At 41.2% G+C, this 22,708-nt stretch carries 19 protein-coding genes and 1 pseudogene; 15 read left to right on the top strand and 5 right to left on the bottom strand.

Annotated elements, in window-relative coordinates:
- Positions 1 to 1,215, top strand: coding sequence for a tryptophan synthase subunit beta (gene trpB, locus MKY34_RS02985; protein WP_342513770.1), 1,215 nt, complete (start codon positions 1 to 3; stop codon positions 1,213 to 1,215).
- Entirely contained in the window at positions 1,208 to 1,996 is a 789-nt protein-coding gene (trpA, locus tag MKY34_RS02980; protein WP_342513769.1) for a tryptophan synthase subunit alpha, read from the top strand. Before trpB ends, trpA begins: the two co-directional genes overlap by 8 nt.
- A gap of 53 nt (positions 1,997 to 2,049) precedes the next feature.
- Here trpA and MKY34_RS02975 read toward each other — a convergent pair whose 3' ends face one another.
- A complete protein-coding gene (locus tag MKY34_RS02975; RefSeq protein ID WP_342513768.1) occupies positions 2,050 to 2,880 on the bottom strand; it encodes an AAC(3) family N-acetyltransferase in 831 nt (276 codons plus the stop codon).
- 253 nt (positions 2,881 to 3,133) lie between these two features.
- Between MKY34_RS02975 and MKY34_RS02970 the strand changes: the two genes are divergently transcribed.
- Both MKY34_RS02970 and MKY34_RS02965 read left to right on the top strand, forming a co-directional pair.
- Entirely contained in the window at positions 3,134 to 4,108 is a 975-nt protein-coding gene (locus MKY34_RS02970) for a DUF4003 family protein (RefSeq protein ID WP_342513767.1), read from the top strand.
- Between the two features lie 178 nt (positions 4,109 to 4,286).
- Positions 4,287 to 4,394: pseudogene (locus MKY34_RS02965) on the top strand (ABC transporter ATP-binding protein); the annotation flags it as partial.
- 570 nt (positions 4,395 to 4,964) lie between these two features.
- Here MKY34_RS02965 and MKY34_RS02960 read toward each other — a convergent pair.
- Positions 4,965 to 5,705, bottom strand: coding sequence for a hypothetical protein (locus MKY34_RS02960; RefSeq protein WP_342513766.1), 741 nt, complete (start codon positions 5,703 to 5,705; stop codon positions 4,965 to 4,967).
- Positions 5,706 to 6,532: 827 nt separating this feature from the next.
- On the opposite strand from MKY34_RS02960, the gene MKY34_RS02955 reads away from it, so the two are divergent.
- Genes MKY34_RS02955 through opp4A form a run of 5 tightly spaced genes read left to right on the top strand, consistent with a single transcriptional unit; the run spans position 6,533 to position 12,129 of the window.
- On the top strand, positions 6,533 to 7,525 hold the full coding sequence (locus tag MKY34_RS02955) for an ABC transporter ATP-binding protein (RefSeq protein WP_342513765.1): 993 nt from the start codon (positions 6,533 to 6,535) through the stop codon (positions 7,523 to 7,525).
- Between the two features lie 13 nt (positions 7,526 to 7,538).
- Positions 7,539 to 8,465 carry an ATP-binding cassette domain-containing protein gene (locus MKY34_RS02950; protein ID WP_342513764.1) on the top strand — a complete coding sequence of 309 codons (927 nt, stop codon included), beginning with the start codon at positions 7,539 to 7,541 and terminating at the stop codon, positions 8,463 to 8,465.
- A 44-nt stretch (positions 8,466 to 8,509) separates the two neighbouring features.
- A complete protein-coding gene (opp4B, locus tag MKY34_RS02945; protein ID WP_342513763.1) occupies positions 8,510 to 9,478 on the top strand; it encodes an oligopeptide ABC transporter permease in 969 nt (322 codons plus the stop codon).
- The gene (locus tag MKY34_RS02940; RefSeq protein ID WP_342513762.1) at positions 9,471 to 10,352 is read left to right on the top strand and encodes an ABC transporter permease; all 882 of its coding nucleotides are present in this window, start codon (positions 9,471 to 9,473) and stop codon (positions 10,350 to 10,352) included. The genes opp4B and MKY34_RS02940 overlap by 8 nt, the downstream gene beginning before the upstream one ends.
- A 19-nt stretch (positions 10,353 to 10,371) precedes the next feature.
- Positions 10,372 to 12,129, top strand: coding sequence for an oligopeptide ABC transporter substrate-binding protein (gene opp4A / locus MKY34_RS02935; RefSeq protein ID WP_342513761.1), 1,758 nt, complete (start codon positions 10,372 to 10,374; stop codon positions 12,127 to 12,129).
- A 46-nt stretch (positions 12,130 to 12,175) separates the two neighbouring features.
- Here opp4A and MKY34_RS02930 read toward each other — a convergent pair whose 3' ends face one another.
- Both MKY34_RS02930 and MKY34_RS02925 read right to left on the bottom strand, forming a co-directional pair.
- Complete coding sequence (locus tag MKY34_RS02930; RefSeq protein WP_342513760.1) at positions 12,176 to 12,739, bottom strand: GNAT family N-acetyltransferase; 564 nt, start codon at positions 12,737 to 12,739, stop codon at positions 12,176 to 12,178.
- An 81-nt stretch (positions 12,740 to 12,820) separates the two neighbouring features.
- Positions 12,821 to 13,708: a DMT family transporter gene (locus MKY34_RS02925; protein ID WP_342513759.1), complete on the bottom strand. Its 888-nt coding sequence runs from the start codon at positions 13,706 to 13,708 to the stop codon at positions 12,821 to 12,823.
- 151 nt (positions 13,709 to 13,859) lie between these two features.
- Here MKY34_RS02925 and MKY34_RS02920 point away from each other — a divergent pair, with 151 nt between their 5' ends.
- From MKY34_RS02920 to MKY34_RS02905, 4 genes are all read left to right on the top strand, one after another.
- Complete coding sequence (locus MKY34_RS02920) at positions 13,860 to 14,795, top strand: carbohydrate kinase (protein ID WP_342513758.1); 936 nt, start codon at positions 13,860 to 13,862, stop codon at positions 14,793 to 14,795.
- Positions 14,796 to 15,012: 217 nt separating this feature from the next.
- Entirely contained in the window at positions 15,013 to 15,213 is a 201-nt protein-coding gene (locus MKY34_RS02915; RefSeq protein ID WP_342515176.1) for a PLD nuclease N-terminal domain-containing protein, read from the top strand.
- Complete coding sequence (locus MKY34_RS02910) at positions 15,210 to 16,109, top strand: ABC transporter ATP-binding protein (RefSeq protein WP_342513757.1); 900 nt, start codon at positions 15,210 to 15,212, stop codon at positions 16,107 to 16,109. The genes MKY34_RS02915 and MKY34_RS02910 overlap by 4 nt, the downstream gene beginning before the upstream one ends.
- Positions 16,109 to 16,891 carry an ABC transporter permease subunit gene (locus MKY34_RS02905; protein ID WP_342515175.1) on the top strand — a complete coding sequence of 261 codons (783 nt, stop codon included), beginning with the start codon at positions 16,109 to 16,111 and terminating at the stop codon, positions 16,889 to 16,891. The genes MKY34_RS02910 and MKY34_RS02905 overlap by 1 nt, the downstream gene beginning before the upstream one ends.
- 597 nt (positions 16,892 to 17,488) lie before the next feature.
- Here MKY34_RS02905 and MKY34_RS02900 read toward each other — a convergent pair.
- Positions 17,489 to 19,051, bottom strand: a complete 1,563-nt coding sequence (locus MKY34_RS02900) for a helix-turn-helix domain-containing protein (protein ID WP_342513756.1) — start codon at positions 19,049 to 19,051, stop codon at positions 17,489 to 17,491.
- Between the two features lie 453 nt (positions 19,052 to 19,504).
- Between MKY34_RS02900 and MKY34_RS02895 the strand changes: the two genes are divergently transcribed.
- Entirely contained in the window at positions 19,505 to 21,772 is a 2,268-nt protein-coding gene (locus MKY34_RS02895; protein ID WP_342513755.1) for a cell surface protein, read from the top strand.
- Between the two features lie 48 nt (positions 21,773 to 21,820).
- Positions 21,821 to 22,558 (top strand): WxL domain-containing protein, encoded by a 738-nt coding sequence (locus MKY34_RS02890; RefSeq protein WP_342513754.1) that lies wholly within the window; start codon positions 21,821 to 21,823, stop codon positions 22,556 to 22,558.
- Positions 22,559 to 22,708 lie beyond the last annotated feature (150 nt).

Here is a 22,708-nt window from a genome sequence, read left to right as displayed (position 1 = left end):
ATGGTGAAAGAACAACAAGCGGTTGAAACGGTTGGAGCAGGTCGATACGGGAAATATGGTGGTCAGTTTGTACCGGAAACATTGATGACGGCACTTTTGGAACTGGAAGCAGCTTATGATGAAGCTATCGCAGATCCAGCTTTCGTGGACGAAGTCGATTATTATTTAAAGGATTTTGTTGGGCGAGAGACTGCGCTTTATTTCGCAGAACGTCTAACAAAAAAAGCAGGTGGGGCAAAGATTTATTTGAAACGTGAAGATTTGAACCACACGGGTGCACATAAAATCAATAACACCATTGGCCAAGCTTTACTGGCAATGCGCATGGGCAAAAAGAAAATTGTTGCGGAAACAGGAGCGGGCCAGCATGGGGTTGCGACGGCGACGGTTTGTGCGTTGTTTGACCTAGAGTGTGTCATTTTCATGGGCGCAGAAGATATTCGCAGGCAGGAATTGAATGTGTTCCGTATGGAATTGCTGGGCGCGAAGGTTGTTTCGGTTGAGAATGGTAGTGGTACGTTGAAGGATGCGGTCAACGATGCGTTGCGTTACTGGGTAGCAAATGTGGAAGATACGCATTATATTTTAGGCTCCGCGCTTGGACCACATCCGTTCCCGAGAATTGTCCGTGATTTTCAGCGTGTCATTGGCGTAGAAACGAGACGACAAATCGTTGAGAAGGAAGGTCGATTGCCGGATGCTGTTGTGGCTTGCATTGGCGGAGGCAGCAACGCAATCGGTATGTTCCATCCGTTCGTAGAGGACGAAGCGGTAGCGTTGTACGGTGTTGAAGCAGCTGGTAGCGGAATTGCAACTGGGAAGCATGCAGCAGCGATAGCGGATGGCAAAGCAGGTGTGCTACACGGAGCATATATGTATATTTTGCAAGACGAGAATGGTTTTATCCAAGAAGCGCATTCGATTTCAGCGGGGCTCGATTATCCGGCTGTTGGTCCGGAACATTGTCATTTACATGATATTGGGCGTGTACACTATACGTCCGTGACGGATACGGAGGCATTGGAAGCCTTGCAGTTATTGGCGAAAACGGAAGGCATTATTCCTGCGCTTGAAAGTGCGCATGCGGTGCATTACGCAGTAGAATTGGCAGGAACGATGGGCGAAGAAGAGATTCTTGTCATCTGCCTATCTGGACGTGGCGATAAAGATGTACAAACGGTGCGAGATGCGCTTGGAGGTGGGTTAAATGACTAAAATGACTCTAACAAATGCCCTTGTTGACTGTGTGAATGGTGGAGACAAAGCGTTTGTTCCGTATATTATGGCGGGCGACGGGGGCATTGAAACGTTGAAGAAGACGATTTTATTTCTTCAGGAAACAGGTGTGACGGCAATCGAACTGGGGATTCCTTTTTCGGATCCAGTTGCGGACGGTCCAGTTATTCAGGAAGCAGGGGAGCGTGCACTTGCGCAAGGGGTGACGTTGCGTACCGTTTTGAAAGAGCTTGCTGAATTTAGCGATGAAGTGACAGTTCCACTTGTCATTATGACGTATCTGAATCCAATTTTGAGCTTTGGGATTGAGGCGTTTGCGAAGGCGTGTCAGGCTAGTGGTGTTAGCGGTCTTATCATTCCTGATTTACCACATGAAGAGAGTGGCTTAGTCCGTTCGGCGTTCACAGATGCAGAGCTTGCGCTAATTCCACTTGTGTCGCTGACAAGTCCACCGGATCGGATTGAGAAAATTACGGCTGCGGGCGAAGGGTTTATTTACGCAGTGACAGTGAATGGGATTACAGGTGTGCGAGACGGGTTTAACGACAACTTAGAGGTACATTTACAGCAGTTAAAAGCAGTTAGCCCGGTTCCCGTGCTTGCAGGATTTGGTATTTCAACACCTGAACAAGTGCAGTCCATTGGTGCGTTTGCAGATGGTGTGATTGTAGGTAGCGCGATTGTTGATGCGCTTCATCGCAATGATTTACAAACAGTAGTATCGCTTGTGAAAGCTTCGAAGAAAGAAGTACACAGTTAAAAAACGCCTTTCCGCTTGTCATAAAGCTTGCGGAGAGGCGTTTTTACAACTTTTCAATTCGGCACCGTTGTTCTTGTTCGATGCTCATGCATCCATTGTGTACCAAACGTAATGAGCGGATTCATCGCAATCACTTTGCAAGTTGCTTGTCCAAGCTTCCCATCAAGCGTGGGCTCGGTGTGGCTTTCTTCGAAGGCTTTTCCTAACTCAGGAAAAATATCGGAATCGAGGTCGGCCATGTCATATGTGGCCCAAATTCGTTTGCCGTTTTGTATAATTGCAGCACCTTGTGGAGAGGTTGTAAGCCCGGGTGCAAGGTATTCCGATAAATGTAGGGCCGTACACGAATCATAGCCAACACCAATTAATACAATTTTTACATCTGCTTCAAGCATCTGCCCAAGCGGAGAAGTCATACCAAACGAATCAGCGAGCGGATGCTTGCTCATCCACTGCGCGGCATGGCGACCCCAAGCGATAAAAGAGTGTGCAGGGTGTGGACTCCGAATGGTTTCGGGATGGCGGTGGAAGCAATCTGCAATTTTCCCCATCTCACGCAAATGTGTTAGATGCGGGTCATAAGCGGGTATCGACTGACGAATTGGTTCATGCCAAGCTTCAGGGACAGGTGGCAGCATCCAATAGGAAGGGTCCGAGTTATCCGCGGATTGTGCAGGCATGACAATTGTGCCTTTTGGTGTTACGGTTTCTATAAGTGCTTCGACAACGGCTTGGGCGCCTCCAGCGATCCAGCCCATCGACTTGAGTGAAGAATGGACAATGAGTTGGTCGCCTGGCCGGATGCCGAGTGTAGTAAGTTGTTCTTTGAGTGTCTCTTTTGATTGGAATGATTGTGTTTGTACCATTGTTTCAAATTCAGACATTGCGAAACTCTCCATTCATCTGTATTTTTTCCGTCTAGGCTCCAGCGCCTAGGGGCTCGGGTCGTTTGGGCCTACAGGATGTAGGTCATGCAGTCGTCGCCGCAGGACGCGGCGAATTTAGTCGGCCAACGCCTGTCGCCCCTGAACAGGCGCTTGCGCTTTTGTTCATCATAGCAATTTAATGGGTATTTATCCAACAAACTTGAAACTTTTTGGCATATAAATCGTATATATATGAAAGGAGAGGTGTGGAATGGATACGAATGTGATTAGGCAGGAAGTTGACATGACATATGAGAAAGTGAAGTCATTGGCAGGGTGGACGGTTGATAAGAATGTGGTCTTAACGATTACATCTTATTACGTGACCTCTGAGCGAGAGTTCGATGCGCAAAGTTTGAATCGGGCGATGGATGCGCTGAAAAGTAGAGCTGGTTGGCTGTCCCCGCTACGTGGAAATTTGCTACCAATGATGGCTGCTTTTCTCGATCAACCCGAAACGAAAATAGATGAAGAAGTGGATCGTCTATTTGCTAAGCAGCAAGTGCTAAAGGGTGTTGGTTTCCGAAACTCAATCTATACGTATTTGGCCGCACTTCTCATGACGAACGACCCAGAACGATATGACAATGAAGCCCGTCAGGCCAAAAAACTGTATGATGCCATGAAGAAACAGCATTTTTTCCTGACATCAGATGACGATTATGCGTATGCAGTGCTTCTTGGAAAACGCAATGCGGATCCAATCGAGCATGCAAAGTCGATGCGTACATATTATGATGCGTTACGGAAAGAAGGTTTTCGTTCGGGCAATGAACTGCAATGGTTGTCGCAAGTGATGACATATATCGATATGGCATTCGACCCGTTACTTGTATCAAGGGCGACGGAAGTGCTTGAACAGTTCAAACGAGAGACGAAAGTACGTCCTGTGCACTACCCGATGATTGGATTTTTAACGGTATTTAGCGTGGCGGATTCGGAACTGAAGCGTGTTGTTGAACTGACGCATGCGTTGGAGGAGTCCAAGTTGTTTCGATGGAATCGAGAGATGGCCTTATCCATCGCAGTGGGCTATATCATGCACCAGTTAACGGAAAATGCAGAAGAGACGAGCATCAGCCTTGCCACGTCTGTAGAACTGATTTTACAAGCACAGCAAGCAGTCATGGCTGCGACGATTGCCGCAATGGCAGCGTCCTCGTCGGCTAGTTCAACGAATTCATAGATAGAAACTAAAAAACGGTCTTCCTTTGTTGAAAAGGAGGACCGTTTATTCTTTGTGTAGCTTAGGTTTGTCTGTAATTCGATGCCATCGCCTGTCGGAAATGATTGCAAAATCGAATCATCATTTTGCAATCTGGGTAGTATATTGAGACAAGTAGTTCGTTCAGGAGGCGTTTTTCTTGGGAAATGTCGTGTTGGAAATAGAGAATCTCTGTACATCTTTTTGCATTCAAGACCAATACTATGCTGCAGTAGACGATGTTTCTTTGAACATTTATGTTAATGAAGCATCGCTTCGCCACACGTTTGTCATCTTGGCTTCAACAAAGCACGTGCAGCGATATAGGGAATATTTGGAGATCCAGAACTCTGAACAAATCTAATAGAATACGAAAGTAACATTCACCTTGAAAAGGATGAACAGTCATTTTTACATAAATATTGACGTTGACTCAAATATACGATTTGGGGAAAAATGTAGTATTTGTTCTTAAAAAGCAACTGTGGAAATATGCCAAATAATAAGCGATAAAAACATTAATAAATTTATAATAAGCATTTTTTTTAAACCAAAACCCCTAAAGGTGTAACCTAATCTATGAAATACAATATCTACAAGACTTTTCATGACTACAAACAGCTCAGCGTAGATAAAAGAATGATTGGCTGAGTTTTCTATAATATTTAATGTAAGTAACAGAATCACGACAAAAATAATAGAATGATAAATGCTAAGTCGATTTTGACTCATTTTTTCCCCTGCCTTTCATTAATTCAATCCAAATTAAAAATGCAAATGCAAATGCAAATGCAAATGCAAATGCAAATGTCATTGTCAAGTAGACTAATTTTAAAGGCTATCCAAAAATTCTGTAGTATACGCGAGTTGTACCGGCAGGACTTTTATAACCAGGGTCCCAATACATGGATACGTAAATTTCTTGAGCAAGACTACCTAAGTGTTGGTGGTTCCATTGAATCTTTCTGTAAAAAATTGAATGAGCATTAATGTTCTTTGTTATCGCAATAGGAATCAGCATAACTGCGAATGGAGTTGCAAGAGGTGGTGCTACGATTGAAACAAATAGTGCTAGAGCAGCTGTTGTTAAGGTTTGTATATTCTTTTTAAAATGTATATTATCGTATGTTGTACCTACATATTTGCTATATTGACTACTAGCATACGGTGATGTGGTGGATTCATGATATGAAGGGTAACTCATTAACTGAATTTCATCATCCCTACTTGATTGAACCTGATCATCAAATGCTATAAACTTTTCTTCTACTGTAGCCACAACTTCATCATTTTCATCGTATACAATGTTATCGACTATTTTAAAGCGTTCAATCTCGTCTTCTGGACTGACTACATCTACTTTAACAGACCCGTCATTTTCTTTATACTTATTAACCGTGTAAATCCCATCATCTAACGGAATGAAATGTTGTTCTTCTTCCAAATTTATTAACCTGTTAAAAATTTCTTTATTGGGAAAATTTAGTTTATTAAGAGTGCTAGCAAAGGTGTCAGTTATAGGTGTAAATAATACAAGCAACGCAAGTAATGTAAATATGGTTTTTTTTATCATAAGCATAACTTTTCCTCCTCATTAATTATGCAGACAATGACATTTGCGTTGTAAGTATTTTACATTAATTCCATTTTCGAGACAACTAAATTACTGAATTATTAGTATAATCGGATGGTTGTACTTTGTTTTTTAGAATAGAGAAGTATCTTATGTCAAAAATACTTTATTTCAATGTAAGAACAAATAATATTCATATGGGTAGTCTGATCAACATAGTAAATTACAAAAAGATTGCTATGTTAACCAGACTACCCAAAGGCTTTTTTTGCTTGAATAATATTGAGTTTAGTTTTGACGCTGATAAAATGCGAGTTCTGTCAAAAAAGGAAGCAATGATCCGTCTTGTTATGAAAGATTTGCAGTCGAGAGGGCGTGATGAAGAATAGGCTTTACTGATTGCTTTCAACAGCTATGTGTTAGTAGAGGACAGCGTTATGCAAGATTTCTATAAAGTGTCGTAAGGGGAGGGATATAATTTGAAAACAACTTATGTAACTTGAAAATGTAGTCCCTGCTTGAGTTATAATCCCACCCGAAATTAGTACAACAAATGCTGAAAAACTAACAACGAATATCCTATTCATTTTTAATCTCCCCTCTGGATAAATAAACAAAAGTAATTAGGATATTTGAAAGTATATTAAGAATCAATTTGTTGTCTGATTTCAGAATAGATACTTTATTTATGTTTTATGGTAATACCTAGTCGTGAGATAGATATCATTACTATCTATTTGTCATGATTTCTTTTAAAAACTACAAAATCGAATCATCATTTTGCAATCTGGGTAGTATATTGAGACAAGTAGTTCGTTCAGGAGGCGTTTTTCTTGGGAAATGTCGTGTTGGAAATAGAGAATCTCCGTACATCTTTTTGCATTCAAGACCAATACTATGCTGCAGTAGACGATGTTTCTTTGAACATTTATGCCAATGAAGTGCTTGCGATTGTGGGGGAGTCGGGCTGTGGGAAAAGTGCGTTGGCGCTATCGATCATGGGACTTCATAATACGAGGACGACAAAGCTTCGGGGGCAAGTAAACTTCAAGGGGCAAAATCTCGTGAATGGCTCGCAGTCTAAGCTCAATAAAGTGCGAGGGAAAGACCTTGGCATGATTTTTCAAGATCCATTGACGGCACTCAATCCACTTGTACCAGTAGGGAGACAAATTGAGGAGCCGATGAAATACCATTTGACGTTATCGGCAGCAGGCAGGAAAAAACGTGTGCTCGATTTGCTGCAGCGTGTAGGCATTCAACATGCGCATCGGGTGTATGCGCAATATCCGCATGAATTGTCTGGTGGCATGCGACAACGTGTGGTCATTGCCATTGCGCTGGCTTGTGATCCTATGCTACTTATCGCGGATGAACCGACCACCGCATTGGACGTGACCATACAGGCACAAATTATGGACCTTATGAAGGAATTACAGAACGACAGCCAATCGGGCATTTTGCTCATTACCCACGACCTTGGCGTTGTAGCGGAAATGGCAGATCGTGTGGCCGTCATGTATGCGGGAGAAATCGTGGAAATCGCTGAGGTTACTGAACTATTTAGTAATCCTTTGCATCCTTATACAAGATCGTTACTACACTCAGTGCCTGCCAATATGCCGGATAAAGGCAGATTGTATGTCATCGAAGGTATGGTACCGCCCTTGCAGCATTTGAAACGGACAGGCTGTCGCTTTGCACCACGAATTCCTTGGATTGTAAGCGATGAGCATGAACCATTTCCGATAATGCATGAAGTGAAAATGGGGCATTTTGTGAGATGTACATGCTATAAAAATTTTGACTTTGTGCAACATCAGTAAGGAGCGAAAAACGATGTCATTACTTAAAGTGCGCAATTTACATGTGCACTATCCAATTCGGGGCGGCTTTTTTAAAACGGCGGTGGACGAGGTACGGGCAGTTGACGGGGTTAGTTTTGATATTCAACCAGGTGAAACCTATGGCCTTGTCGGAGAATCGGGTTGTGGGAAGACGACGACAGGTCGTACGATTATCGGGCTGAATTCAGCGACATCTGGTGAAATTCGATTCGAAGGTGTGGATTTGACCAAGCTGGCGCATCGTGAAAGACGTATGTATATCCCGCATATCCAAATGATTTTCCAAGATCCATATGCGTCATTGAACGGCAGAAAGAAAGTGCTAGATATTGTGGCAGAGCCGTTGCGAAATTTTGAGCGTTTGTCTCCGAAAGAAGAGAGACAAAGAGTAGCTGCGTTAATTGAACGAGTAGGTTTGAGTGCCGCGGCGTTGGATAAATACCCCCATCAATTTTCTGGCGGACAGCGGCAGCGGATTGGCATCGCGCGTGCTCTCACCTTAAATCCCAAACTGATTGTAGCGGATGAGCCCGTGTCGGCATTGGATGTATCGGTACAAGCTCAAGTATTAAATTTTCTGCAAGATATTCAGCAGGAATTCAATTTGTCCTATTTGTTCATTAGCCATGATCTTGGGGTTGTTCGGCATATCTGTGACCGACTCGGCATTATGCAACACGGTCGTTTTGTGGAAGAGGGCACGACAACGGACATTTACAATCACCCACAGCACCCCTATACGAAGCGACTATTGGCGGCAATACCAGAAATTAATCCTATAAAACGTGCTGAAAAGCGACAGTTGCGGCATGTCATAGAGGCGGAATATCACGCGGGCTATGAGCAATACGTTGATAGGAATGGTAGACTATTTGACTTGAAAAAAGTCTCTGAAACTCATTCTGTGGCGCTGCCTTAACCTATCTTTATTCAGCAAATGCTACAGATTAAGGAGGTGTAAGCGTGCATCTATTTATCCTTCGCAGAATCATGGTCATGATCCCACAGTTGCTCCTGCTAAGCATCGTTATTTTTTTTCTCGCCAAAGCGATGCCTGGGGATGCAGTTACGGGGGCGTTTATGGGCAATCCAGATGCGACGCCTGAACAAGTTGAAAAAATACGGGACAAGTATGGACTGAACGATCCTTGGTATGAGCAATATGGACGGTGGATAACAAACTTCGTTCAAGGCGATATGGGCATGTCCTATATTCACCAACAACCCGTGACCACGCTATTGGCGGGGAAATTAAGCAATACGCTCCTACTGGGATTATGTACGTTTGTCGTCAGTTATCTGATTGCCATCCCGCTCGGCATGATTGCGGGGAGATGGGCGGACTCGTGGGCTGATCGATGGATTGTCGGCTATAACTACGTGGCGATTGCGACACCTGCTTTTATCTTTGCGCTTTTGCTGTTATTTGTCTTTAGTTTTGTGCTTGGCTGGTTCCCGAGTGGGGGAAGTGTCGATATTCGTGTAGAAAGTGGCACATGGGAATACGTTGTGAGCCGAGCGCGGCATCTAGTGCTGCCAACGTTATCAGGGGCGCTACTTGCAACTGCCGGAACGATTCAATATTTGCGGAATGAAATCATTGATACAAAAAATAAAGAATTCGTCAAGACGGCACGCGCAAAAGGGATACCTGAAAGAAAAGTGTATACACATCATATTTTGCGCAATTCCTTATTACCGATTGCTGCGTTTTTAGGGTTGGAAATTACAGGACTTATTGGAGGCTCTATTTTCATCGAAACGATTTTTAGTTATCCGGGGCTTGGTCAGCTCTTCATGCAGTCGATTTCCAACCGAGATTTTACGGTCGTCTCGGCTCTTGTAATGATTTCCGGTGCGGCTGTCATTGTTGGGACGATGCTGTCGGATATTTTGTTAAGCATCATCGATCCGCGTATTCGAATTGAGTGATGAAAAGGGGGGGGCACCGATATCGCTAACAAAAACCATTTGGCGTGAAATGAAACGGGATAAGCTAGCACTCTTTGCGTTCATTATTTTCGCTTTCATCTTACTGATAGCGTATAGTGTCCCTCTATTTCTCGATCAGACTCGCATCGTTAGAATCGACTTTTCAAAAATCTATCAAACACCATCTGTGGAACATTGGCTTGGGACAGATTACGGAGGGCGCGATGTTTTTGGTCAATTGGTAATTGGAGCCCGAAACTCCATCACAATTGGAGTTACGATTACGCTTCTTGCGGGCTTTCTTGGACTAATGATTGGTTTGATTTCCGGTTATATTGGCGGGAAAGTGGATTTTGTCATTATGCGTATTTTAGACTTTTTAATGATCCTGCCTATTACGATGATGATTATTGTGTTTGTCGTCATTGTCCCGAAATTTAATGTTTGGTCCTTTATTGGCATTATGAGTGTGTTGCTATGGTTCGGCAAAGCGCGTCTTATTCGTTCGAGGACACTTGCGGAAAGAGAACTGGACTACGTCAATGCTTCGAAAACGGTCGGGACATCCAATGTAAAAATTATGCTGTTTGAAGTTTTTCCGAATATCAGCTCACTTGTCATCGTCAATATGACGTTAACGCTTGCAGGAAATATTGGCATTGAAACAGGTCTAACGTATTTGGGATTCGGCTTGCCTGAAAGTACGCCCTCACTTGGCACCCTCATTAGTTACGCGAAAAATCCAGATGTTATTCAACACAAATGGTGGGTATGGTTACCCGCGACTCTACTCATATTAATCATGATGCTGTGCATTAACTTTATCGGACAAGCGGTAAAACGTGCCGTGGATGCAAAGCAACGATTAGTGTGAGTAAGGGAGGAGAGCCGAAGTGGCAAAGAAGCATAGCTTGCTTCTCATTAGCCTACTATTTTTGAGTGGCGTATTCCTAGTGTTACGGATGGGTTATAACGAACAGATTGCCATTGCAGCACCTGTTTTTCCGCTGGAGGTTAGCAATCAGGGAGAAGCGCTAGAGGATGGGGAGCTCGTCTATGGGCTCGTATCGAATGCGCCGTTTGAAGGGACGTTGAACGCTGTCTTTTATTCTGGGGCACCCGACGCTGAAGTCATGGGATTTTTTGATGAAAGTCTGTTAGCTGTTGACAGTGACTCGCTCATTACAAACGAAGGAGCAGCAACGTATACCATTTCTGAGGATAAAAAAACGATTACCATCACCATTAAAGATGGTGTGAACTGGCATGACGGGGAGCCTGTTAAAGCATCTGACCTGCTATATGCATACGAATTGCTTGGGCATCCCGATTACGAAGGAACACGCTATACGTTTATGGTATCCAATGTTGAGGGAATGCCTGATTACCACGAAGGCGAGGCAAAGACGATTTCGGGCATTAAAGTTTCAGAGGACGATAAAACGATAGCCATTACGTTTACAGAAGCAACACCATCTTTGATGTCAGGCATTTGGACGATGCCAGTTCCGAGGCACTATCTTGGCGATATTACGACAGGCGAAGTGACGATGAAGGACATTGTCACTTCCGATAAAATACGTACAGCACCCATTGGTTTTGGCCCTTACAAAGTGGCGAAAATTGTACCGGGGGAGTCCGTCATGTATGAAAGATACGATGCATATTGGAGGGGGAGACCCAGTCTTCAAACTGTTGTTTTGAAAGTCGTTGCGCCAGAATCCATTTTAGGTGCATTAAAAACGGGTGAAGTGGATATGGCATCGATTCCTTCAGACCAGTATATACGCGCGTCAGAAATGGATAACATCGAGCTATTAGGGGCAGTGGATCGAGCTTACACCTATATTGGCTTCAAACTTGGAAAATGGGATGCGGATAAGAAGGAAAACGTCATGAACCCCAATGCCAAGTTAGCGAATAAGCTTGTCCGGCAAGCGATGTGGCACGCAATGGACAATGAAGCTGTTGGGAAGTATGTCTATCATGGGCTCCGTTTCCCAGCAACAACGCTTATTCTACCTGCGTTTGAACGTTATCACGACATGAAGAATGTTGGGCGCTCTTATAACCCAGAAAAAGCGAAAGCACTTTTAGACAAAGCGGGGTATATTGACGTTGATAACGATGGCTTTCGTGAAGACCCAGATGGTCATAAATTCGTGTTAAATTTTGTGTCGATGGCCAGTGATGAGACTTCAGAGCCGATTGCAAAATATTATATGCAAAACTGGGCGGACGTTGGACTTCATGTGCAATTATTAGATGGACGCATGCATGAATTCAATGCATTTTACAAAATGATTGAACAAGACAATCCGAAAGTCGATGTCTATCAAGGCGCATGGAGTACGGGATCGGACCCAGATCCGGCAGGTTTATATGGGCGAGCGGCATTGTATAATTACACGCGTTATACGAGCAAGAAAAACGATGAGTTGCTGGCGGCTGGAACGTCCGAAAAAGCTTTTGGTAGGGATTATCGTGTAGCCATTTATAAGGAGTGGCAAGCGCTAATGGTTGAAGATGTGCCCGTTGCGCCAACGGTTTATCGCTATTCACTAACGGGTGTCAATAAACGCGTCGTCAATTATACAATCGATTCAACCTCGCCGAATAAGTACCCGTGGACGTGGGGTGTATCGAGATAGCAAAAGCCGTCACCTGAGAAATGGGTGACGGCTTTTGACTGTTACGTTAGACGATTTTTATCATATGATGAAACGGTTCGCCGATAATAGTCCACGGTGACGCGATTTCGTAGCCGAGACGTTTGTAAAGGCGAATCGCTGGTTCTTTTTCGATTTCGACGTTCAATGCCAACTTGGTAAAGCCGGTTTGTTGGGCAATCTCTTCTGCATAGCGGAATAACTGTGTGCCGATGCCTTTGTTGCGGAACGCGGGATCTACACAAATCGCGTCAATATATAATTCGCCGGGGAGGGCTTCTGGGTCAACTGCAGGATTGCTTGCGCCTTTTTCGGAGAGCCAACGATTTAAGTTTTGATCGAGTTCCTCTTCAATATCGCCGGGATATAACGCCATAATGCCCGCAATGCTGCCATCGATTTCTGCAACGTACGTATAGCGGTAAGAATGCAAGTTGTCCTCTCGCTGGAATAGTACTTGCAAGGCTTGCTCAACCTTTGTCCAGTCGGTTTCGCCTGTCATTCGTTTCGTAATGTCGCCATTCGCCTCAATGAGTAGGGGAGCTGCGGCTTCTGCGTCGGCTGGTTGTGCTTGTCTAATTGTGATGTTCATGCTTTGAAACTCCTTTTGAGATAAATAATATGCCCTTAAAAAAGCTATCTCATAAACGAAAGTGAGATAGCTGAATGGACCTTATCTTGTATATTTTAAGCGTCGTTGCGCGATGGTCGGAAGTGTCATGCCGATTAAGATAACGAGGATACCGCTAACTTGAAGAATCGTTAGCGTTTCGCTCAATAAAATGACCGATGCTGTTACTGCAACGGGTAGCTCCATCGCGCTTAAAATCGATGTCATTGCGGTTCCAACTTTCGGTACGGCAACGGAAAAGAGATAGATGGGAATGACAATCCCAAATAAGCCGAGAATCAAGCCGTAAATCCACAAGCCGTCGCCGAATAATGTTCCGTTCCAGACGATTTCCGGTGTTTGGAAAAAGGCAATGGCAATGACTGCGAAAAATGATGTGAACAGTAGTCGTGTTTCTGTGTCCATGCCTTCGACTTGCCGTTGATTAATCATGACAAATGATGCAAAGCTGACTGCCGAAGCCATTCCCCATGCCCAACCTTGCCAAGGGATGCCACTTAAATCTGCATCAATGACACCTGCCGCGAGAATGGTTCCCGCGAAAAGGAAGAGCAGTGATATGACTTCAATACGCTTTGGAAGTCGACGCCTCGCGATACAGTCAAATAGCATACCAACCCAGGTAAATTGAAATAACATGACGACAGCAAGAGAAGCTGGCATATATTCAATCGCTTGTCCGTAAACAGTCCCGGTCGTTGCTGTAAATAATCCTGCAAGAATGAGTGTAAAACCGCCACCAAACTTCGGAACTTTATGCCGCACGACGATAAAAATGATAAGTGCTATGAAAAATCCAACGAAATATTGACTCGTCACGGCTTCGGCAGCCGTAAAGCCATCTTGGATCGCTAGTTTAATAATTGTTGAAAGAATCCCGTAACAACTCGCTGCAAAAACGATAAGTAATGGGTACATCCATTGTTTCATAAGAAAAATCCTCCTATTCCATCCAAATAGTATAGCACGCTTTCGGGTAAGTATGCAGGTATGAGGTCTGACAACTAAGCATGTGTCTCTTTCGATAAATCGTGTTCCATGATACGATGGAAAAAATGAATGTATAGGGAGTACAACTATAATGGATTCGAAGAAAAAGCATGTGTTGATTTACGGCGACGCGTTCGTCGATTATATAGCAGAGGATCAGTCAAACTCGACGTTTACAACGTTTCTTGGTGGGGCGACGGTCAATGTGGCGGCGGGCATTTCGAGGCTCGGTGCTCCTTCGGCGTTTATTACGGTGACAGGCGATGATGAGACGTCTCAATTTGTACGGGATGAACTGCAAAAAGAAGGCGTCGATTTGTCATTTGCGAAGTTGGAAAATGCTAAACGTGTGAGTGGTGTCTACGTCCATTTGACGGATGACAATGACCGTGTTTTTCACACATATATTGACGAGACGCCTGATATCCAGGTGGAAGCGTTAGATTTATCTGAAGAGGCTTTCCAAGATGCATCAGTTTTCCATATTTGTTCGGGGACGATGTTCCATCCAACGGCACTCGAGACAACGAAAGATGCAGTGCGTCTTGCGAAGTCGATGGGTGCTCAATTGTCGATGGACGCCAATATTCGTCCACTTCGTTGGGAAAGTGAAGCGTTTTGCCGCGAGACGTTACTGTCCTTTATTCGAGACATGGACATCTTGAAGCTAACGGAGGAAGAATTGGCTTTCCTGACAGAAACGGAGTCACTTGAGGCAGGAATTGCAAAACTTGCAGCTTATCACGTACCGGTTGTTTTAATAACGGCGGGCGAGCAAGGAACTTTTGCCGTAATGGATGGGGCGTTGACACATGTGAGCGTCGAACCCGTTGTACCAGTTGACACAACAGGAGCAGGCGATGCATTTATCGCAGGGATTTTGCGCCAAATTCATTTGAAAGGCTATCCTGAAACACATGATGAGTGGATTGACTACATTACTTTTGGCAATAAACTCGGTGCACTTTGCGCGACAAAGCCGGGTGCTTTATCGGCGATGCCGCGATTAGAAGAAGTAGAAGCGTAAATGATGGAATCCTTCCTTTGATTAGGGAGGATTTTTTTGTATGGAAATGGCCATGGTGGTCATAAATGAGCCTGAGTCGATGATAAAGAATATCATGGCGGTAATAATTTCGTTACGCGGGTTATTTTCTATCATATCGCACAACTTTGTTATATACAATATAGAACAGTGGTGATATGATATATGTAATAGTATGGAAGGAAAGGGTGTGTTTTTTATGGAGGAGCTTGCCAATATTCCGTGGAATCTCATTATGCCACTCATCGTTTTGCAGTTTATTTTAATGATCGTTGCCTTGGTTGATGTGATTCGTCATCAGCGAACGAATGGGCCCTTTATAATGTGGATTTTCATCATTGTTTTAGGGAATATGATAGGGCCAATTTTGTATTTTATCTTTGGGAGGCGACAAGCATGACGCAATTGCTTCACGTGGAACAATTGACGAAGAAGTATGGGGATTATGCAGCGGTCGATTTGATTTCGTTTGTACTGGAAGAGCATACATCGACTGCGCTAATAGGACCGAATGGGGCTGGAAAGACGACGACGCTGTCGATGCTAGCGGGTCTCGTCACACCAACGGTCGGAACCATCAAGCTGCAAGGTGATGCGAAGCAAGATATGCGTTCAATGATTGGATTTCTGCCGCAGTATCCGAAGTTTTTTCCATGGTTATCTGCGCTTGAATTTACAGAGATGGCAGCGCGGCTCAGTGGAGTGCCCACAAAACAGGCAATAGCGGAAGCGAAAAAAACGTTAGAATTTGTGGGGCTTGGCGAGGCGATGAATAAAAAGACGGGGACATTTTCGGGTGGCATGAAGCAGCGCCTTGGATTGGCGCAAGCGATTGTTCATAAGCCGAAGTTGTTGTTGTTAGATGAGCCGGTATCTGCGCTCGATCCAGTAGGTCGTCGCCAAGTGATGAATTTGCTGAAAGCATTGCAACAGGAAACGACGATTTTGTACTCAACACATATTTTGAATGATGCCGAAGAGATGACAGATCAGTTGTTGTTTTTACGGCAGGGAAAATTGGTAGAGCATGGTTCACTAGAGGATGTACGGGCGCGCTATGCAGATCCGCGCATTGTGATTGAGTTTGACACGGTGGAAGAGGTCAAGCGCTTTACGCAAAAAGTGGCTTGGCAAGTGGCGTCACAAGGGCTTGTTGCATCCGTTGATGTACAGATGGAAGGAATCGAAATGGCGACTGTTTTAGCTCTACTAAATTCCGAGTCGTTTGCAGTGCGCAAGGTTGAACGGCAGACGGCTAGCCTCGAAGAAATCTTTATGAAAGTGGCGGTGGTTTGATGAATGGGTTCGGCGTACTGTTGCGGAAGGAATGGCGTGAACAGACACGAAATTTCAAAATACTATGGATTCCACTGGTCTTTATGATCTTCGGTGTTATGGAGCCTATTACCAATCATTTTTTACCAGAAATCATGAAAAGTGTAGGCGGTATGCCAGAAGGAACAGAATTTCAGTGGCCGCAATTTCGAGGAGAAGACATTTTTATGTCCTTGCTCGGGCAATATCAGTTTGTTGGAATTTTAATCATCGTGCTTGCGTTTATGGGCTCGATTTCAGGGGAACGCAAAAATGGAACGGCAACATTACTTTATGTGCGTCCAATGTCTTTTCGACATTACTTTTTAAGTAAATGGCTCGTGATCAATGGGCTTGTTCTAGGAAGTGTTTGGTTAGGCTTCATAGCCGCATGGTATTACATTGATATCCTTTTCAATAGTGTAAATGCAGGAGAAGTGTTTGCTTTTGGTGCTACATATAGCTTATGGATTGTTTTTGTTGTGACCGTTGTGTTGGCGCTAAGTGCATGGCTACCAACAGGTGGTGCAGCAGGTTTGGCGATTATGATTACGCTTATTTATCAGCTAGTGGATGGGGTGATTGGAGCATATTGGACCGTATCACCATGGAAATTGGCGATGTATGCGTCATACTGGTTCCAGCAAGATGCGGATCTGTCTGACTTGTGGATGAGTGCTGGCGTGACAGGTGGGCTAATCGCTATGCTTATTGTCTTTGGCATCTTTATGGCGAAACGGAATGCAGCTAAGACGACGGTCTGAATCAATTACGCCTTGGCGTAATTGCGTCTGGATTTTGAATCGAGCTCGATTCAAAATCCGTGATATCCGCCGGAGGCCTTTATCTTTCTTCAGTAGGAGTCTTCTGCTGAAGAAAGATAAAGGCCTCCGGCATTTTTTTACCATTAAAACCTAATCTTAACCTAAGGGTGATAATGTGAAGGAAATGACTTCAAATGACTAGAGTGGAGGCGGAGAATTTGAGCAAAATCTTGCCACCTGTTGAGCAAAAACAGATTGTGCCACAAATGTCTGTCGGGGCTTGGATAGTAACTTTTTGTTGTTGGCAATTCCATTGGTGAATATTGTACTCATTTTTGTCTGGGCTTTCGACGCAAGAAGTGTAAGGCGCAATGATGTTATCGATAGGGTAGGAGACTACTAAATTATGCGACATTGGGAGCATTAGAAAGTTGTCCCTGCATAATAATTAGATTAAACGTAAACAAATCGTAGGAACGGATCTATATTCATTTTTAGAATCATATATTTTTTACAAAAGTGACTAAACAACCTGTTCTTAAAATTGATAGATCAAGTTGTTTAGTCCGACTTTTATGTTTTTAATAAATGATTAATCTATGAGTTGTCAATTGTATTTCTCAGTCCTTCAAAAGAATTATGGTAGGTTCTATAATTAAAAAATCTATCATTTATAAATAAAATTAAACTCGACCAATCTTGTAAATTGTAAAGATCATCAAAATAAAAAAATTTATCATTATCAATATTTTCCTCGTAGTTATCTGACACTATTAAATCAGCTTGTTTAATATCATCCGTAAAAACTAGCCCATCGGTATTGAAAAATTTCAGTATTCTGGATTTAACTACACTAGTACTAAAACAGTCTTTTGATAATTGAATATAAATCATTATTGGTTTTGCTTTGACAAATTTATCGGCTAAAAAAAATAGATACTGGGCAAAATATAAAGTTGAACTTTTAGTAAGTTTGATATTTATCTCTTTATTTATAATAAAAAAGTCTCGAATAAATTCACTTATTTTTTTTTCTATTGTTGAGAAATTTTTATTTTTAGAATTAAATCTAGAGAGCGTTGTTGATGTAACGGTATATGAAGTAAGATCGATATTTTGGAAATTTAGAAATATTAACATTAATTGCACTTGATAGATTAAAATATAGTAACTTTCGCCACCAACATTTATATTAAACGTCTCCAAAAAAGAGTCTAATAATTTTTGTGTAGCTTTAGTTAAAGGATTATCTTCAAGAATTAATTTTTTGGAAATAATGATTTTGTTTTTATCGCTATCTATATCAGAAATGAAAAAACGTAAGAGAAAATTCATATAATAATTTTCAATAGCTCTTTGCTCAGAATTCGCTATTAACTTGGAATTAAAAAAAGTCATATTAAATGACGGTGACTCAGTCCATTTTTGCATTATTACTTTAAAGGCATCATCCATTTCGATGTACTGTCCCTTTCCTTTAATACGATATACGGAGATTATTAGAAATTGTTTTATACGTATTAGTTGTGAGGAAGAGAAATTTTTTGAATTCAATTCGGTCATGTAAGTTTCGATGAAATCAGAGTAGTATGCTGAGGGAGTATCGTTTTGAAAGGGCCATTCCATACCTTTAAAAACATGAGAATATATATATATTAAAAAAAAACGAATATTCCTTTCTTCACCTACTATATTAGAAATTATTGAATCGTTATTAAAATAGATTTTTAAATCAAAACGACTCAATATTTTTTTTAATGTTTGTATCGTTTTATATACATAAGAAGAGCTTATATGAATATCCAATGATAGAGCCTCAATACTCGGATAGTGCTTCGAAAGAAGAGCTTCTAAGACACTATATTCTTGGGAGCTTTTTATATAAAATAATCTCATTTTATCAATTATTAAACCTATATTTAAATTTTTTGTAACTTCAATCTTGGTCATATTATTTGAAGTCACTATATCAATTTGTTCATTTTGAAAATTAAAAATCAAATCATTTTCCAGGTTTTTTATGTATCGTGTAGTAGAGGTCACAGAAATATTTAATAGTTCACTAATTTCAAAGATGGATAGACTCTTTTTATACAATATTAAATTTTTCAAAAGAATAAACTTTTTTTTATTGTATTGGTTAACAAAAAGATTTTCCATGACAGCATACACTCCCTACTTACTATAGTCTAAATAACTTCTTCAAATCAGAAAAGTGAATATCAATTATATAACAAAATAACGAAAAATTTTTATATTGTAAAACTTGGACTAACTCCCTTAAATTAGACTTATTCTAGCGGTCAAATATGGGTTTCTTAATAAAAAAATCATATAGAAAATTTAAGGCAATAAATATTATCATAGTTTTGTATCAAAATATTATTTTTTTTTGGGAAATTATTCATATATATAAAGAGGCGCGGTGCTTGGTTAGTTTGTAGAATGGGGTACAAGTTGTTATTAACTCATGTCAGTTGCCTGTGTTGCCTGTGTTAATAACCTCTTAATAAAACAGGGAAAGGAGGAGTCTAAAACAGAGAAAGGAGGAAAGGAGGAGAAAGCATCAAAAAAATTTTAGTTATCCTGATAGCTATCATTACATTTACTCATTTGGGTATACTAGTTGCATTTTCGGAAACAGCTTATACGATTGCAACAGCGAATAGTACAAACCAAGACCAAGAGGATTTTGATGAAGATCAAGATGGTTCTAGCCAAGACGAAGAGGACTTGGATGAAAATCAAGATGGTTCTAGCCAAGACGAAGAGGACTTGGATGAAAATCAAGATGGTTCTAGCCAAGACGAAGAGGACTTGGATGAAAATCAAGATGGTTCTAGCCAAGACGAAGAGGACTTGGATGAAAATCAAGATGGTTCTAGTCAAGACGAAGAGGATTTTGATGGAGATCAAGATGGTTCTAGTCAAGACCAAGAGGATGAAGAGCAAGTCAGCTCTTGCGACAATCAAAATGGACTGAATGACGGACAAGTTGACTTTATCCAAGATCAAGATCAAGAGGAACCTTGCGAAGATCAAATCAAATCTCTGCCTTTGCTTTTAGGAGTACCACTTAGTACTTTACAATACCCTGGAGTAAATGTGATTAATGAGGCATTGGGGGTTGGAAAGTCTATTCCTGGGAAATATGCTTTTCAATTTAGGTTGAGTGATAGAGTAAGTTATGAAGCATATGGTTATAGCACATCCTACTCAAACAGATACAGGTATAGAAAGGGTACTGGAAACCCTAGTAAAAGTGCCTATGTTTTAGTAAGAAACGCTGGGATTTATAATGACTCATGGATTGATTTACGGATAAATATCTTACAAGTGGACATGAATAACTTAGACATATACGTCCCTACTACCAAGAGTTCTGCAGCAGAACAAGCAAATTTTTTAAGAATAGACTCTTCTTCCCCTATAGGTTCTTCTTCAAAAGTTTCTATGGAATTTTTGAAGGCGGGTACTAATGAAAAAGTCAATATTACAGGCATGTGGAATTTTAAAAGGTTAAATAATTATAAATCTATTGATTTAAAACCAGATAACTTTTTAACTTCCCTCTTTGTTTATGATACAACAAAGATTAATTACATGGACAACATTGATGGTACAGTAAATTTTGTTGGAACTGTTATAGGTGAAAAAAAAGATACAAATATGACGATTCTCTTTGAAGATATAGATGAGTTTCCTATTACTATAAATTCAGAAAAAGGATTAGGTTACCTAAAGTACGAAAGGGATCCAATTTCAAAAATTGAATTGCCGGCACCAGATATTATAGGGGAGGTAACTATCGATGATTCAAGAGAATTGCGTTACCATATCTATCAAACCATACCGGCACAATCTATGGCTGCTTTTAACCCTCGATTAGTAATTATTGAAAGCGAAGTAAATCCTCATTTTACTATTAAAAGTGTAGATATTAAGGGATTAAATGGTGAGAATTATAATTCCTTTTTCACAGTTTCCCAAACGGGGAATAAAATCTCTCTTGTTGCAAATAATCCAGTGGCACCTGATTTTCAGGACAAAGTATTTGATATAAAAATACTGGGCTCCTTAAAAACAAATTCTGACTATCTAAAACTCTATAAAAATGGATATCTTGAAGTACCAGTATCAGCCCGAGTTTTCAGCGATACTAGTGCAATAGGGCTTCTAAGCGAACCCACTAATGCTAGGGTACTGTATAAGGGAAAACCAACAGGATATCCGGTACCTCAAACGGTAAGAAAAGGGACAGATTTAACCAAAATGGATATCAGTAAATTTATTTCAAATTTATCAGTTGACACTAACGCAGCTGTTGATCTGCCTATTCGAGTTGTTGGCTTAGAAAACATTCCTAATACAGCAATAATAGGAGACTATATGGTTACAGTAGTCATTGAAACAGCGCAAAAAGTACAGGCGAGAATTCAAGTACCCATCTATGTGCGTAATGAAGAAAGTCTCAAATTAATAGATATACCTAAAATAATATCTTTTTCCACCATCAAAGTACCTAATAAAAGGAAATACTACAATCGCACATTTATGGAGGGGAGTGTAGCAGTTGTTGATACACGAACAAACAAAAACAAATGGTATGTATATGTAAAGGTACTAACACCTCTCACTTCACCAAATAATAAAGAATTAACAGGGACATTGGTTTACACGCATTCTAATGGAAGGTCTGTAAGATTAAATAGTAGTTTGTACGAAGTGCTCTCTGAAACAGCTTTGGATGATAAACCAGTTAAAATGGATTGGAAAGCAAATGAGGGCATTCGACTATACCTAGAACCTGGGCCTAATATAGAAAAAAACCAAAAGTATCAAGGTGAGTTAGAGTGGACCTTAACAGACGCACCTATCTAGAATTTTTGCCTAAAAACAAAACACATATGATTATTAGGAGGATTACACATGAAACTAACAAAAATAGCAGGAACAGTACTTTTTTCATCTATACTACTAACTGGAGGAACTACATCCTTTGCTGCAGTAGCTGGCAATATGAATTCCCAAACCGATGTGACATTTATTGAAGATAATGAATCTGTTCCCCCAGTAAATCCAACAGATCCGACAGATCCAGTAGAACCAGTAGATCCAACAGATCCAACTGATCCTCATGAGCCAGGAACACCAGGACCATTGAGTATTGATTATGTTTCAAATTTTCATTTTGGTGAACAAAAACTAACTGGTGGAGACAAGACCTATTATGCAAAATTAGATAAAGTAAAGAAAGTGCCAAGTGGGGAAATCATTGACGTCCCTAACTATGTACAGGTGACGGATAATCGTGGAACAAATGCAGGTTGGAAATTAAAGGTGAAACAAAATGGGCAATTCAAAACGAATACTAATGTAGAATTGGAAAATGCCCAATTGAAATTAAGTAATCCTGTTGTAAACTCTTTAACAAATATGACATATGCCCCTAGTGCTTTTAATGTAACGTTAGATCCATCAGGTATTGAACATGATGTAACGACAGCAGCAGCTGATAAAGGTATGGGTACTTGGACGACAGCTTACGGAGGTGATAATCTCCAGGGTGCAGAGAGTGTTTCTTTGTTTGTCCCAGGTTCATCGAAAAAAGAAAAGGAAAAATATTCTACAACATTGACTTGGATTTTAGAAGATACGCCAAGCTGATCGCAATATGAGTAGCTGTTAAGTAGCTTTAAACCTATTACTAACAAATTTCAATTGTATAAATGCTAACCAAATAACTTCAATAGAAAAGAGATAGACGTCTTATCTCTTTTCTATTTATTAAACCCAGATTTAAGAGAGGTCTACACT

Origin of the sequence: Sporosarcina sp. FSL K6-1522 (assembly GCF_038622445.1) — a bacterium.
Taxonomy (GTDB): Bacteria; Bacillota; Bacilli; order Bacillales_A; family Planococcaceae; genus Sporosarcina.
Note: the sequence above shows the minus strand (reverse complement) of the source record. Positions and strands in the feature narration are given on the sequence as shown.